Raw genomic sequence first — 12,986 nt, 5'->3', positions numbered from 1 at the left:
AGTATTTGTACAGCTACGCTGTTATGGCTGTGTGTTATCGGGACGCTCCCGCAATTGAACATTAATCTTCATTCGGTTGTTCTTGCGAATAATGTCTAAGGTTATTTTTTTGCCAATAGGTAATTTAGTATAAAGTCGATAAAAGGCCTCAACCCCACTGATTTTTATGCCATCGAGGTGGGTGACATAGTCTCCAATGATTAAGTCAGCTTCTGCGGCAGGACTTCCAGGAACAATACTGCGAACAAAAAAGCCGGTTTTATAGGGAATGTTTGGGAACAACCTTTCATGATCACTTTGGATGAGTTCGGTGGCCTCAATTCCCGACCAGTTACGTTGAAAACGACCAATCTTAATGATGCTGGCGACTATTTCTTGCACCGTATCAATCGGAATCGCAAAGTTGACGCCGGTTTGAGCCAAGCTGGAGCCCAAGTTAACTTTCGAGTGGTTGATTCCTATCACCTCGCCACGGGTATTAATTAATGCCCCGCCCGAGTTACCACTGTTTATTGCCGCATCAGTTTGTATTCTCGGATCGAAGCCTGAATAGGTAATCGCACTGACAATGCCTAAAGAAACCGATTGATTTTGTCCGAACGGACTACCAATAGCCATTACCAAGTCGCCGGTATCGACCGTTTCGGAGTCAGCGAAAACTGCTGGTGTTAAATCACTTAAGTCGGTTTTAAGCACGGCTATATCGGTTTCTTTATCAAAGCCGATAATTTCAGTAAATCGCTTTCTACCGTCAGGAAGGTTGACACTAATTTGTTCTGCATTAGCAACAACATGGTAGTTGGTGACGATGTAGCCTTCTTTGCTGATTACTACCCCAGAGCCGAATCCAACACCATAATCAAAAATTCTTTGGTCGCTAGAAAGTTGCGCACTATCCCGAAATCCTTTTGGCCGAAATACATTGATGCTAACAACTGACGAAGAGACTTTTTGGACCGCCTCGGAAAACGAAATATCGGTTATATTGAGGTGCGGAACTTCTTCATGCGGAGTTTTTTCTTGAGTTTGTTGCAGATAAAACTGCCAGGCACTCTGTGCACTTTGCCAATTAAATGAAAGCTTGCTGTTTGGCATAAAAAATAAAACCAATAGGCCCGCAACCAATCCAAGAATGGCATATTTAATTATAAATTTAAGGTTTTTTAGGTATTGCATGAATAACGATTATACACAGGTTGATGATAATTGTTTGTCTATTCAATTTTTAGTTGTTGAAAGTCAACAGCTTATCCAATAACCCGAAGAGCATGCGAAGAATGAAGCTTGTGGCTTCAAGCGCTTTTACGCAAAATGTCCAGGCGTTGAATTGGTAGACAAAGTTAATTTTGCTAAGTTCGTTTTGTTTCTTTGAGTCTGCTTTGTTTGTGAGTTTGAACTTGTATTTATTGTTTTACGGCTATTGCTTGATGCCTATCGCTTAGCCCTAATTTCTATGTGCATTGCTCTAAGTGTCTATTTTTAAATAACTTTTCACACAAATGTATTTCTACGAATCTATGGCTGTTGCTATTTTGTAGCTACCCAGGCGCTAAGCACCGCAATCCTATCAAAGGATTCGCCAAATTAAAGTGATAAATTGCACATAGCGATCGTTTTGATATTAGGCAACTAAGATAGGGGTAATCTTGAACCATAAAAAAAGGCCCTAAGTAGGACCTTTTCCTGCGAGAGACGATTAGTCACTACGAAGTTTTCACGCCGTCAATATCAAGACTATTGTGGTTAATAACCCCTTCTTTTTTGATAGCATAATCCAGAGCCGGCTCATTTCTTTCTTCTTTCGCGGCTTCGATGTCGACGATGTTGTCCGCCTCATCTATCACGGATTGGTCAGTCGCGGTTTCAAGCGCTTCTTCTTTATTGCGATAATCATGTGCGTTATACAAGCTTTTGGCATCAAACAAGTTAGCTTCATCTTGGTTGGTTTTGTGTGCCCGATTTGATGTCGGCTCTAGCGCTTCTGACTCAGTTTGTGGCAGTGCCTGAAAAGTTGGTGTTGCGCACAATTGACTCGAACTTGCGGCCATATGGTCGTACAACGACTGATAACTATCAGAAACTTGATTGAAAAGATCAGCTGTTTTTTCAAAATGATTAGTGACCTTAGAGCGGAAAGCTTCAAGTTCGTCTTGCTTTTCTTTTAATTCAGCTTCAAGTCTGTTTTTTTCTAACGAGCCGCTAGAAAAGCTGCGACCGACAAAAAAGCCGATACCGGCAGCGGCAATAATCCCTATCAATACAGAAATATATTCCATGAAAAATCCTCAATGGGTGGGTGTTAACTTCTTTTGTTGCTCAATACAAATATATACCATGGGGCCAAATCAGTCGAACAACAAATGGATCTTATTTGTATAAATCTATTAAAAAATCTTTGACAGTAAAGATTACATGTGTAATTCTTTGTGTGTGGATTACGTTTGTAATCTTAATAATGATCGATTTATTGGCAATTCAATAATTGGCTCAGACGGCGTGATACAGCTTTAATCAAAAAGCTGCCGAGTCAACTCACGATACCAAACTGAATTCGAAGGTACGTTATGAAAAGCACTGGTAACAACTCTAACAAAGCGAGTTTACAAATAAGTGACTCAGAAAAACTTGTTCTTGATGTGCTTTGGCAACAATCTCCGCTTACTGCTAAGGCAATAATTACTCGTTTGCAGGGGGAGCAAGATTGGCAAGACAAAACGATAAAAACCTTGATCAACCGGCTGTTAAAAAAGCAAGCCATTGGTTTCGAAAAAGACGGGCGGGAGTATCTTTATTTCCCGATTGTTGATCAGCAAATCTACGTTGAAGAGCAAGCGGATAATTTTGTAAAACGAATGTTCAAGGGGTCATTGAGTTCTTTTGTCGCGGCCTTTGCTAAAAAAGAGAAGTTGACGAGGGATGAGATTAAGGAGTTGAAAAAGATCTTAAGGGAGATTGAAAAATGATCAGTATGCTTTTTGATTTCATCCTCGCTAAATTACCTGGAGTCACCGTGTTATTAGTTTTGGTACTGGTAGCTCGCCATTGGGTACTGCGGTATTTAAATGCTCGTATCGCTTATTGCTTGTGGTTGTTGGTACCTTGTTACCTGCTATTTCCGTTCGAATGGGTAGCGGGCCAGAGTCATCAATTTGTTGGTGCTTTTACTTATCGATTTAATCCTCTGAATTTTGAATATGGCGCCATCAAAAAACAGCTAATCAACGCTGAAAGCTTATGGTTAGCAACTATATGGGTGAGTGGTGTGTTCGCCTACATTGGCGCATATCTGCTGAAATACGCCCTAGTGAGACGTTCGTTTATGGTTCATAAAATTGAATTGAGTCACGTCCAGCTTGAGAGCGTTAATATTGTCAGCTCTTCGTTAATAAACTATCCAGCTGTAATTGGTTTTATCCAATCTTATTTAATATTACCCGAAGGATTTCATCGACTGTCCGCGGCTAAACGAAACATGATTATTGAGCACGAGTTATGTCACCTCGCACGCAAGGATTATTTATGGAATCTTGCACGAGTCATGATTCGAGGCATTTTTTGGTTTCATCCGCTTGTCCATTTTGCGGATAAATATGTCGAGGCCGACCAAGAGATTTCTTGTGACCTTGCGGTATTAAAAAATGCTAACAAAACCGAAAGATTTCAATACGCAGAGTCGTTGGTTGAGACAGCGACACAAAGTCGTAGTGTTTTACTCAGTCAGTGGGACTATTTTTCATTAACCAAGGAGAGAGTCAAAATGTTAAGAAAATATCAAATCAAACAATGGCATAGTATCGTCGCAATATTCTTAGCCTGTGCTGCGTTTTGGTTTAGCGGAAACTTTGCGCTAGCCAAGCAAGCTAGTGAGGAGGTAGAGCCGATATCATTTGTTAATCCAAAGTACCCATTAAAGGCAGCTAAGCAGGGCGTTGAAGGCTATGTTCGCTTTCAACTCGATATCGATGAAAATGGTTTGCCCAGTAACATTAAGATAATTGAAAGCACGCCAGGAGATACCTTTGATCAGGCTGCAATGGATTCAATTAAACAATGGAAATTTAAGCAAGATCAGCCAATGACTGCTGCAGAATACACCATTGAGTTTAAAGTTAACTAAAGTTAACGGATTCTACTATGGTGGAAATTAGAGCAGAGTAGGGGCCAGCCAAGGGACGCGACAAGCAGCGAGACAAGGAGCCATAATAAGGGTGCTAGTTCTTCCACTACTAGCGCCCACAGCTAATAAATGCGAAAATGTCAGTTAAACAAACGTGATATTTGCTGCATTATGAAAATCACCTCTCACGAGTTTAACTTCCAAGGCCCCGCGGGCAATATTCAAGCGACTTTAGATTTACCCGAACACATTAGTCAACACCGCTATTTTTCTGTCAACTGTCATCCTCATTCTCAGCATGGTGGTTCGATGACGAATAAGGTCATTCACACCGTATCGCGAGGAATTGCGAGCTTGGGTATTCCGAGTATTCGATTTAATTTTCGAAGCGTTGGGAATAGTGAGGGCGAATTTGATCATGGGATCGGCGAACAAGCAGACCTAAAAGCGGTCGTTGCTTGGATGGAAAATCGCTACGATGATTGTAAGTTGCTATTAAGTGGTTTCTCGTTTGGTTCATACGTATCGGCGTTAGCCGCCGACTCTTTGTCTCCAACTTTGTTGATCAGTGTGGCGCCTCCAATTAAAAGATTTGATTTTGAGGGATTTCAACGTCCTCATATGGATTGGTCGGTAATCATGGGCGATCAAGATGAGCTCGTCGAGTTTGATGCGGTAACTGATTGGATTGGTGGTTTTGATGAGCCGCCTGAATTTATTAATATGGCGGGCGCAGGCCACTTCTTTCATGGGCGATTAGTTGAGCTAAGAGAGCACATTGAGCGAATCGTAACAACCCATTTAGACGCTATCGGTTAACAAGTCGAATATAAGAATAAATGACTCCACTACAAAAGTATCAAGCGGACATGAATTCGGGAAGTTTTTCTCGAGACGATGCACAAGCGCAAGCGGTTGAAAAGTTAGACGATTTGTTTCACCGACTGATAGCGGCCAATCAGCCTCAAAGCTTGTTTAGCCGACTTGCCAAAAAGTTGACTAAAACGAAGGAGCCCGTTAAAGGTCTCTATTTTTGGGGAGGTGTAGGACGTGGGAAAACCTATCTCATGGATATGTTCTTTGATCAGCTCCCTTTTGAAAATAAAATGCGGCTTCACTTTCACCGTTTCATGCATCAACTCCATGAGCAATTAAAGTCTCACAAAGGACAACGCGATCCGCTCCTATTGATTGCCGATGAAATTGCTGACGAAACTTGTGTTATCTGCTTTGATGAGTTTTTTGTTAGCGATATCACCGATGCCATGCTCCTGGGGACACTATTTCAAGCACTGTTCGCCCGCGGCGTAACCTTAGTGGCTACTTCGAATATTCCGCCAGAGCGTTTGTATTGGAATGGTCTCCAGAGAGAGCGTTTTTTGCCTGCCATTGAGTTGATACAGCTGCACACCGAGATAGTCAATGTTGATAGCGGGATTGATTATCGTTTAAGAACGCTAGAGCAAGCCGATATTTTTCATTCGCCACATGACCAGGCGGCACTTGATAATTTAAATTTTAGTTTCGATCAATTAGCGACTGAAGAGCAGCCTCCCGGGACGCAAATCATGGTTGAGCATCGCAAAATTAAGACAGAACGTTGTGCCGAAGGGGTAATCTGGTTTGAATTTAAACAGATCTGTGAAACGGCAAGGAGTCATGCAGATTATATCGAGCTTTCGCGTTGCTATCATACGGTCATGGTGAGCAATATCCCCCAACTTGAGGCGAAAGATGACTCAGCAGCTAGACGTTTTATTAGTCTTGTTGATGAGTTTTATGAAAGAAACGTAAAACTCATGATCACGGCAGCGGTTGAGCTTGATGATATCTATCAAGGGAAGCAATTATCCTTTGAATTTAAACGGACTTTATCGCGTTTGCAGGAAATGCAGTCGACAGAATACCTTGCTAAAGAACATTTACCCTAGGAGGCTTGATAAGTTCTTAATGTTAAAAATAGCAATCGCGCAAAATATCAATTAACAGTCTGGCTAAGAACGTAAAATAAGGCAGTAGAAGGCAGTAAAAAAAATACGAAGACGTTGGGTTTCGGATGGATAAGTTGGCAGGTGTCCAGAATTAACTATGTTCAGGACGAGGTGAGTTTACAGAGACACTCAAGTTTTCAGAGGTCGTCAGATCCCTGTCAGTGAACAGGGATCCGAAAGAATTGCTAACTTAATAAATTAAGAAGCCATGTCTTTTAATTTCTTCAAAGGACGAACCTTTACGCGGATAGAAGCTGGTTTCGCAGCAACGTCCATTAACTCGCCTGGTCTGAATGGGTTAGGAACACCTTTCTTTGCTTTACGTGCTGGCACTTTTTGCGCTTGGATCTTCAATAGCCCTGGTAATACGAATTCACCGCAAGAACGTTTCTTAATGTGACGCTCGATGATATCAGTTAACTCGTCCAATACCGAAGATACTTGCTTCTTGGTCAATTCAGTTGACTCAGCGATTTCGTTTAAGATTTGAGTTTTTGTGTATCTTTCTTTGATGGTTTTTGGTTTTTTTGCAGTAGCCATTTTGTTTCCTAGCGTTTTGTTGTAGAGGCTATCTGAAAGGCACTTGAGGCGCCATTCGAGATAAATTTTGTTAGAAGTTGCTTTTTAACGTAGAAATGCCGGGAAATAAAGCATTATTTTGAAAAAATTACATTATTTTTATTCTTGGTGGGTGGGCCAAACACCGCATAAAATGGGATTTAGCGCTAAATTTGAGCGATCTGACTGTGGAATCCAAGAAAGTTGCTAAATTTTAACTAAAATAGGTTGTGCCTGGGCCACCATTTCTGTAAAATTCGCGCTCTTTTTTATGTATGACTGAATAGCAGGCATAAGCAAAGCCTAAATTTGGAGCTAATAATGAGAACTTTCAGTGCAAAGCCAGAGTCGGTAAAACGTGATTGGTACGTTATCGACGCTTCTGGCAAGACTCTTGGTCGCTTAGCGACTGAGATCGCTCGTCGCTTACGCGGCAAGCATAAAGCCGAGTTCACGCCACACGTGGACACCGGTGATTACATTGTTGTTGTTAACGCGGAGAAAATTGCGGTAACAGGTAACAAAGAAGCTGCTAAGACTTACTACCACCATACTGGTTATCCTGGCGGTATCCGTGGTATCACTCTTGGTAAATTACGTGACAAAGCACCTGAGCGCATTCTTCACAATGCGGTTAAAGGTATGATCCCAAGCAATCCTTTGGGTCGCGCTTGCTTACGTAAGCTTAAGATTTTTGTTGGTCCTGAGCACACGCATCAGGCACAGCAACCAAAAGAACTTAACATTTAATTGGTGAAGATGATGTCAGATACACAATATTACGGTACAGGTCGTCGCAAAAGCTCTACTGCTCGCGTATTTCTTCGTCCGGGTAAAGGTGACATTGTTGTCAACCAACAACCTTTAGACGAATACTTTGGTCGTGAAACTTCAAGAATGGTTGTTCGCCAGCCACTTGAGTTGACCGAAACTAACGAAAAATTTGATGCTTACGTTACTGTTAAAGGTGGCGGTGATACTGGCCAAGCTGGTGCGATTCGCTTAGGCATCACTCGTGCTCTTATGGAGTACGACGAAGAGATGCGTCCAACTCTGAGAAAAGCTGGTTACGTAACTCGCGACGCTCGTGCAGTTGAGCGTAAGAAGGTTGGTTTACACAAAGCGCGTAAACGTCCTCAATTCTCTAAGCGTTAATGTGCTTTTTGGGGACAGCCCCTCCCCAAGGTCTTTGCTTACTAAAACGCCTCCCATTGGGAGGCGTTTTTTTTTGGATGTTTTTTTATCGCGTGTAATGATCAAGCTTTAGTTGATTTTTACTTAGCGCTTATCGTTGCGTTCACAACATTCGCGTGTGGTGTCGTTAGTTCAATACTTTGACCAATGTTGATCGTTCTAAAATCGTCTCTGTTACCTGATTCCTCTACCAACGACGCCAAGTTGGTTGGCGGTGCTAACAGTGGCTCAGCGGTCAGAGAGAAGGTCCCCCAATGCATGCCTATGCTCGTTTTTGCCTTAATATCGCGGTGAATTTGCAGCGCTTCTTCTTCATTAACATGATAGGGCTTCATAAAGTGGCGCGGTGCGTAAGCGCCTATGGGAATTAATGCCAAATCGATCGGCGGTGACTTGTTACCAATTTCTTTAAAATCAAATTGATTGTATCCGGTGTCGCCAGCAAACCAGAAAGTGAAGTCGTCAATCTCGATGAGCCAACTTGCCCAATGGGTTTGATTTCGGTCATATAAGCTCCGACTCGACCAGTGTTGGCTTGGCGTCGCGGTGACTGTTAAGTTGGCGCTATAACGTTTCGATTGCCACCATTTAAAATCGGTGATGTTTGATGCATTAATGGCGTTCGCTAAGAACCAATTGGAGACGCCATCGGGCAACGCATATTGAGGTTGGTTACCAAGTTCTGTGATGGTTTCTTCATCCAAGTGATCATAGTGATTGTGTGAAATCACAACCAGATCGATTGCTGGCAGTTGGGCTATCTCAATCGGTAGATCAACCAGTCTTTTGGGACCAGCAAAGCTGACGGGTGAAGCTCTTTGAGAGAAAATCGGGTCGGTTAAAACGTTGACACCTTTGTATTGGATAAGGAAGGTCGAGTGGCCGATCCAGGTTACCCTCGGTGCTGAGGATTGGGCGCGCAATTGCCCATCGTCGATCGGTTGAACAACGACATCAGCCGCTTCACTCTCGTGATCAGCCCACTCATCATCGCCAAATAGCCGCATTCTCGCAAAGGCCCAAAATGATTTGTTCGGATGCAAAATGTGGTTATTCTGATAATTACCGGTTGGGCTTTGTTGCTCATGTATCATGACAGTACTACAAGAAATCAAAATCATTGCCAGCGAGATAACCAGAATCTGTTTCTTCATTTTATTTCATCAATATTATTAGAGCGTTATTATCCAATTTTACGTTAGAGCTCGTCTCTCAGATCGTAGCGCATGATGAGAGAATCCACCGTGTTGGAGCTTAAATTATCCAATCGATCACGGGACTGGGCTTCAGCCAATGATCTTATCGAAAAGCGTTTGTTTAGCTTCGAAGGCTTGTAACGCTAATTCCATTGAGACAAAACCGAAGCGAATTTTATCATTGGCTCGTAGCTGACCCAGCAAAGGAAGATCAGCGGAGATTATGTTGGCTATCCGCGGGTAGCCGCCAATCGTCTGACCATCAACTGAGGAAACTATCGGCATTCCCGAAGGTGTAATCTGGACGCTGCCTTGAGTTAGACCACTCGATATTATTTGCGGCGCTTTTTCCGTGAGTATCGAATCGCCCTTCAGTCGAATCCCCATTCTGTTTGAATCTGGAGTTACTTGGTAGTGTGTTTGGCTAAAACGCTCTTTTTCTAACTCACTAAATTGGTCACTCTCAACACTGGGAACACATCGAAAATAGTAATTACCAGAATATTTTGGGACAAATTTTTCTGGTACTTTTTTTAAATTTTCAACGCGAGGATCTTTGATTTTGATTTTGTCTTTTATGGCAAGCTCTTTGCCAAAATAACCACCAAAACCTGCCGTTAAATTGGTCGAATAAGAGTTCATTATTGGTGGTAGCTTTAATCTTCCTGCAAAAGAAAGATAAGCTCGCGCGCCCGAATTTAAATGATCAAATTCGAGAACATCACCTTTTTTGACATTAATTGTTTGATGAGAAAAAACAATTTCACCATTAAGGAAAAGGTCAAAGTCCGCTCCACAAACAGCTATACTCATGGGTTTCGAAAATTGGATAGTCGGCCCGATGATCGTAATCTCAAGAACCGGTGCATCGAGCGGGTTATTGACCAACCAGTTAGCCAGCTTCATCGAAAGATGGTCCATTGCACCGCTATGAGCGATACCATGGCACATCTCACCATGCCGTCCAATGTCTTGGATTGTGGTCAAAAGACCGGGCTTTAAAATTTTTATCTTCATTCCTTGACCTCTTGCAGCTTAGCAAAGGTTTTCTCAGAAATGGGCGAAAACTTAATTTTTGCGAGGGGCTCCGCGACGTAGGCATTTTTTTGGTTGGGTGTAAATAATTGAAGCGGAGTACGGCCAATAATTTGCCAGCCACCCGGCGTTGATTGGGGGTAAATGCCCGTTTGCGTTCCGCCAATTCCGACACTGCCTGCGGGCACTCGGGTTGCTGGTGTCGCTTTCCGTTGACAATAGAGCCGTTGATCTAATCCCCCCAAGTACAGAAACCCAGGAGTAAAACCAAGCATATGCACGAGGTAAACCGGTTCGCTGTGCAATCGAATAACTTCATTAATTGTTAATCCGCATCTCTCGGCAACTTTTTTAATATCAGGCGCAAATGCTTCCTCGTAACACACAGGGATTTCAATCACTTTTTGAGTGGAGGGCGGTCGTTCTTGATAGTCATTGAGTATTGCTATTGATGATTTTTGTAATCTTGTTCGTATTTCTGCTAGCGGATGAAAACAAACCGTAAGACTTTGATAGGCGGGTATAACTTCGATGATTTGTTCTTCGAAGTTGAGCTTTAGTTTTTCGGACAGATAGATAATTTTTTGAGAAAGTGACTCGCTGATAGGTTCGTCGAAGACTATCGTGATAGCGGCGTCTCCATTGGGTATGAGGAGAATGTTTTCTCGGCTCATGCGACATCAATTCCTTGTGCAGTAAGCGACTCAAAGACTTGTTTTGCGACCGTTTTTGCATTCGGGGTATCACCGTGCAAGCAAATTGTATCTACCGGAATTCTGAGCGAGTTATTTTGATAAGTTTGTAACGGTTGATTTTGTGCAAGCTGCAGTGCTTGTTTCACAATGAGCTCAAGAGAATGATAGACTGAATTGGGTGCTTTTCTGGAAACTAAGTAACCGGAGTCTAGATAAGCACGATCCATAAAACCTTCGCGCAAGAATTCGCAATCCAAGTGTTGAGCCGCTTTTTCCATTTCACCATTTGCTAGGCCGATTATTGATAAGCCTGGAAAGTGAGTATTAAAGCTTTTGACTAGTCGATTGGCTAATTCCGGTGAAGATTCAGCATCATTGTAGAGTGCTCCGTGACATTTAATATGAGAGAGCGATACCGATATCTTGGACGCAATTTTTTCAAGTTGACTGATTTGATCAATCAGCGATGACTCTAGTTGGTTAAAACTGATTTTCATCGAATTGCGTCCAAAGTTTTCTGGATCAGGATAACCGGGATGAGCACCTACTTGAAGGTGGTTTTTTTTAGCGTTTTCTAAGGAAGCTTTCATCGTCTCAAGGTTACCTGCGTGGCCTCCGCAGGCAATATTGCACCGGGAAATATAGGGCATGAGTTGCGCGTCAGCGATGCAGTCAGATGCGGTGCTTCCTTCCCCGAGATCGCAATTTATATCGACTTTCATAGTTGGCATCTTAACTCAGATTCTGACCTTGCCTGTTTTGCCCTTGTACTATTAGGCTTTGCGTCTGCTGGTAAAACTCAGATTACACCAAAAGCGGACAATAAACTTCGGCTACCTAACATAATAGTGATTAAAACAATAAGCCCACCTAACGCGTTTTGACGAGGCGAGTTCTTATGTTGACCTAACGAAGATTGATTCATCATCCAAAGTAAGAATAGACTGATTATTGGCAACAGCAAACCATTGGTTATTTGAGCAAAAGTAATGATCAGTACTGGACGATAGTTTAAAGTCGCCACAAGCAGTCCCGCGATAAGGATAACTATCCAAATAATTTTGAACTGGAGGCTTGTTAAATCGGGCCTAATTCCCAGAATACCACTGAGTGCATAAGCCGCCGCAAGTGGAGCGGTGATCGCAGAAGATATTCCCGCAGCGAACAAGCCAATCGCCATTGCGCTTTGTGCCCACCCCCCAAATATCGGTGTCAAAGCAGGCGCGAGGTCAGCTGCGCTATTTAACTCGATTTGCTTGCCGAAGAACGCGGCAGCGGCAGTAGAAACAATGGCAATTGAAATTAGTCCACCAATTGGAATCGATACATATAAGTCTTTGCGTGCTTCTGAGAGGTTTTCAGCTGATTGCCAACGCTGTTTGGCGCTTGCGGCATGGAGAAAGAGATTATAGGGTACAACCGTCGTGCCAATTAATGCGATGACAGTCAGTGTCGCGCCGGACGGAATGCGCGGATAGAACATTCCGCCGAGCAACTCAATCAAATTAGGTGCAGTAATAACGAATGTGACTAAAAACGCCAAGCTCATAACCGCGACAAGCATCAGTAAAGATTTTTCCAAAACGTGATAGCTGCCACGCCACATCAAGACAAATGCGACGGTGGCAATAATCAGCGGCCAAAAATTCCAGCCGAGACTGTTACCCAAGTCAGGAAATAGACCGGCTAGTCCTAAACTTGCGCCAGAAATATTGCCGCCTTGATAAGCGCCATTGCCGATAACAATCGCGCAAAAGACTAACCCTATTGCCAACCATTTTAGCACCGGTTGTTTAATGGATTCGCGGAGGTTTTCCCCTAAACCTTTTTGAGTGACAACGCCGAGTCGAGCAGCCATCTCTTGGAGCACGATGGTCGCCACAACGGAAAAAAGAAGTGCCCAGATCAGCGCATAGCCGAAATTAGCGCCAGCAAGGCTGGCGGTGATCACTGTGCCTGGTCCGATGAACGCAGCGGTAACCAAAATGGCGGGACCGAAAGTGAATTTGTTAGCCAAAATTTATTCTCATTATTTGCTATTCATAACACTAATATCACAGGAATACCTGAAAGCCAATTCTCACCTTATCCAATGAAACTAAACGCTTCATTTTGACGATTTTTAAAATAGTCGGAATTTTTAAAGAAAACGGTCTATGCTTTAAATTGCAAGTCAAAATAAATAACTTTATTTTTCAGT

Annotated in this window: 14 protein-coding genes; 6 read left to right on the top strand and 8 right to left on the bottom strand. The window is 42.8% G+C overall.

Going from position 1 to position 12,986, the window contains the following annotated elements; all coding sequences use genetic code 11:
• Positions 1–21 precede the first annotated feature (21 nt).
• Positions 22–1,095 (bottom strand): S1C family serine protease, encoded by a 1,074-nt coding sequence (locus tag FLL45_RS15475; RefSeq protein WP_185964491.1) that lies wholly within the window; start codon positions 1,093–1,095, stop codon positions 22–24.
• A gap of 608 nt (positions 1,096–1,703) precedes the next feature.
• A complete protein-coding gene (locus FLL45_RS15470; RefSeq protein WP_142942986.1) occupies positions 1,704–2,276 on the bottom strand; it encodes a Z-ring associated ZapG family protein in 573 nt (190 codons plus the stop codon).
• Positions 2,277–2,564: 288 nt separating this feature from the next.
• On the opposite strand from FLL45_RS15470, the gene FLL45_RS15465 reads away from it, so the two are divergent.
• From FLL45_RS15465 to zapE, 4 genes are all read left to right on the top strand, one after another.
• Positions 2,565–2,963, top strand: a complete 399-nt coding sequence (locus FLL45_RS15465) for a BlaI/MecI/CopY family transcriptional regulator (RefSeq protein ID WP_142942985.1) — start codon at positions 2,565–2,567, stop codon at positions 2,961–2,963.
• Positions 2,960–4,117 (top strand): M56 family metallopeptidase, encoded by a 1,158-nt coding sequence (locus FLL45_RS15460; RefSeq protein WP_142942983.1) that lies wholly within the window; start codon positions 2,960–2,962, stop codon positions 4,115–4,117. The genes FLL45_RS15465 and FLL45_RS15460 overlap by 4 nt, the downstream gene beginning before the upstream one ends.
• Positions 4,118–4,288: 171 nt before the next feature.
• Positions 4,289–4,936, top strand: coding sequence for an alpha/beta hydrolase (locus FLL45_RS15455; protein WP_142942981.1), 648 nt, complete (start codon positions 4,289–4,291; stop codon positions 4,934–4,936).
• A 20-nt stretch (positions 4,937–4,956) separates the two neighbouring features.
• The gene (zapE, locus tag FLL45_RS15450) at positions 4,957–6,048 is read left to right on the top strand and encodes a cell division protein ZapE (protein WP_142942980.1); all 1,092 of its coding nucleotides are present in this window, start codon (positions 4,957–4,959) and stop codon (positions 6,046–6,048) included.
• 258 nt (positions 6,049–6,306) lie between these two features.
• Here the strand turns inward: zapE and FLL45_RS15445 are convergent, their stop codons facing one another.
• Positions 6,307–6,648, bottom strand: coding sequence for an HU family DNA-binding protein (locus FLL45_RS15445; protein WP_142942978.1), 342 nt, complete (start codon positions 6,646–6,648; stop codon positions 6,307–6,309).
• 339 nt (positions 6,649–6,987) lie between these two features.
• Between FLL45_RS15445 and rplM the strand changes: the two genes are divergently transcribed.
• Together rplM and rpsI are read left to right on the top strand one after the other, a co-directional pair.
• On the top strand, positions 6,988–7,416 hold the full coding sequence (rplM, locus tag FLL45_RS15440) for a 50S ribosomal protein L13 (RefSeq protein WP_142942977.1): 429 nt from the start codon (positions 6,988–6,990) through the stop codon (positions 7,414–7,416).
• A gap of 12 nt (positions 7,417–7,428) precedes the next feature.
• Positions 7,429–7,821, top strand: a complete 393-nt coding sequence (gene rpsI / locus FLL45_RS15435) for a 30S ribosomal protein S9 (RefSeq protein WP_142942975.1) — start codon at positions 7,429–7,431, stop codon at positions 7,819–7,821.
• A gap of 119 nt (positions 7,822–7,940) precedes the next feature.
• Here the strand turns inward: rpsI and FLL45_RS15430 are convergent, their stop codons facing one another.
• The 5 genes from FLL45_RS15430 to FLL45_RS15410 all read right to left on the bottom strand — a co-directional run bounded on the left by FLL45_RS15430 (position 7,941) and on the right by FLL45_RS15410 (position 12,803).
• Positions 7,941–9,014: an MBL fold metallo-hydrolase gene (locus FLL45_RS15430; RefSeq protein ID WP_142942974.1), complete on the bottom strand. Its 1,074-nt coding sequence runs from the start codon at positions 9,012–9,014 to the stop codon at positions 7,941–7,943.
• Between the two features lie 132 nt (positions 9,015–9,146).
• Positions 9,147–10,073 (bottom strand): 5-oxoprolinase subunit C family protein, encoded by a 927-nt coding sequence (locus tag FLL45_RS15425; RefSeq protein WP_142942973.1) that lies wholly within the window; start codon positions 10,071–10,073, stop codon positions 9,147–9,149.
• Positions 10,070–10,765: a 5-oxoprolinase subunit PxpB gene (pxpB, locus tag FLL45_RS15420; protein ID WP_142942972.1), complete on the bottom strand. Its 696-nt coding sequence runs from the start codon at positions 10,763–10,765 to the stop codon at positions 10,070–10,072. Before pxpB ends, FLL45_RS15425 begins: the two co-directional genes overlap by 4 nt.
• Positions 10,762–11,508: a 5-oxoprolinase subunit PxpA gene (gene pxpA, locus FLL45_RS15415; protein ID WP_142942970.1), complete on the bottom strand. Its 747-nt coding sequence runs from the start codon at positions 11,506–11,508 to the stop codon at positions 10,762–10,764. Before pxpA ends, pxpB begins: the two co-directional genes overlap by 4 nt.
• A 77-nt stretch (positions 11,509–11,585) precedes the next feature.
• The gene (locus FLL45_RS15410; RefSeq protein ID WP_246075843.1) at positions 11,586–12,803 is read right to left on the bottom strand and encodes an Nramp family divalent metal transporter; all 1,218 of its coding nucleotides are present in this window, start codon (positions 12,801–12,803) and stop codon (positions 11,586–11,588) included.
• Positions 12,804–12,986: the final 183 nt, after the last annotated feature.

This window comes from Aliikangiella marina (assembly GCF_007004765.1).
Lineage (GTDB): Bacteria > Pseudomonadota > Gammaproteobacteria > Enterobacterales > Kangiellaceae > Aliikangiella > Aliikangiella marina.
The sequence above is the reverse complement of the archived record's forward strand: the minus strand, read 5'-3'. Positions and strand labels throughout refer to the sequence as shown.

What these genes read in the sequence shown, in the direction of transcription:
- FLL45_RS15475 (WP_185964491.1), bottom strand. Translation starts at nt 1,095, where the DNA reads ATGCCAAACAGCAAGCTTTCATTTAATTGGCAAAGTGCACAGAGTGCC.
- FLL45_RS15470 (WP_142942986.1), bottom strand. Translation starts at nt 2,276, where the DNA reads ATGGAATATATTTCTGTATTGATAGGGATTATTGCCGCTGCCGGTATC.
- FLL45_RS15465 (WP_142942985.1), top strand. Translation starts at nt 2,565, where the DNA reads ATGAAAAGCACTGGTAACAACTCTAACAAAGCGAGTTTACAAATAAGT.
- FLL45_RS15460 (WP_142942983.1), top strand. Translation starts at nt 2,960, where the DNA reads ATGATCAGTATGCTTTTTGATTTCATCCTCGCTAAATTACCTGGAGTC.
- FLL45_RS15455 (WP_142942981.1), top strand. Translation starts at nt 4,289, where the DNA reads ATGAAAATCACCTCTCACGAGTTTAACTTCCAAGGCCCCGCGGGCAAT.
- zapE (WP_142942980.1), top strand. Translation starts at nt 4,957, where the DNA reads ATGACTCCACTACAAAAGTATCAAGCGGACATGAATTCGGGAAGTTTT.
- FLL45_RS15445 (WP_142942978.1), bottom strand. Translation starts at nt 6,648, where the DNA reads ATGGCTACTGCAAAAAAACCAAAAACCATCAAAGAAAGATACACAAAA.
- rplM (WP_142942977.1), top strand. Translation starts at nt 6,988, where the DNA reads ATGAGAACTTTCAGTGCAAAGCCAGAGTCGGTAAAACGTGATTGGTAC.
- rpsI (WP_142942975.1), top strand. Translation starts at nt 7,429, where the DNA reads ATGTCAGATACACAATATTACGGTACAGGTCGTCGCAAAAGCTCTACT.
- FLL45_RS15430 (WP_142942974.1), bottom strand. Translation starts at nt 9,014, where the DNA reads ATGAAGAAACAGATTCTGGTTATCTCGCTGGCAATGATTTTGATTTCT.
- FLL45_RS15425 (WP_142942973.1), bottom strand. Translation starts at nt 10,073, where the DNA reads ATGAAGATAAAAATTTTAAAGCCCGGTCTTTTGACCACAATCCAAGAC.
- pxpB (WP_142942972.1), bottom strand. Translation starts at nt 10,765, where the DNA reads ATGAGCCGAGAAAACATTCTCCTCATACCCAATGGAGACGCCGCTATC.
- pxpA (WP_142942970.1), bottom strand. Translation starts at nt 11,508, where the DNA reads ATGAAAGTCGATATAAATTGCGATCTCGGGGAAGGAAGCACCGCATCT.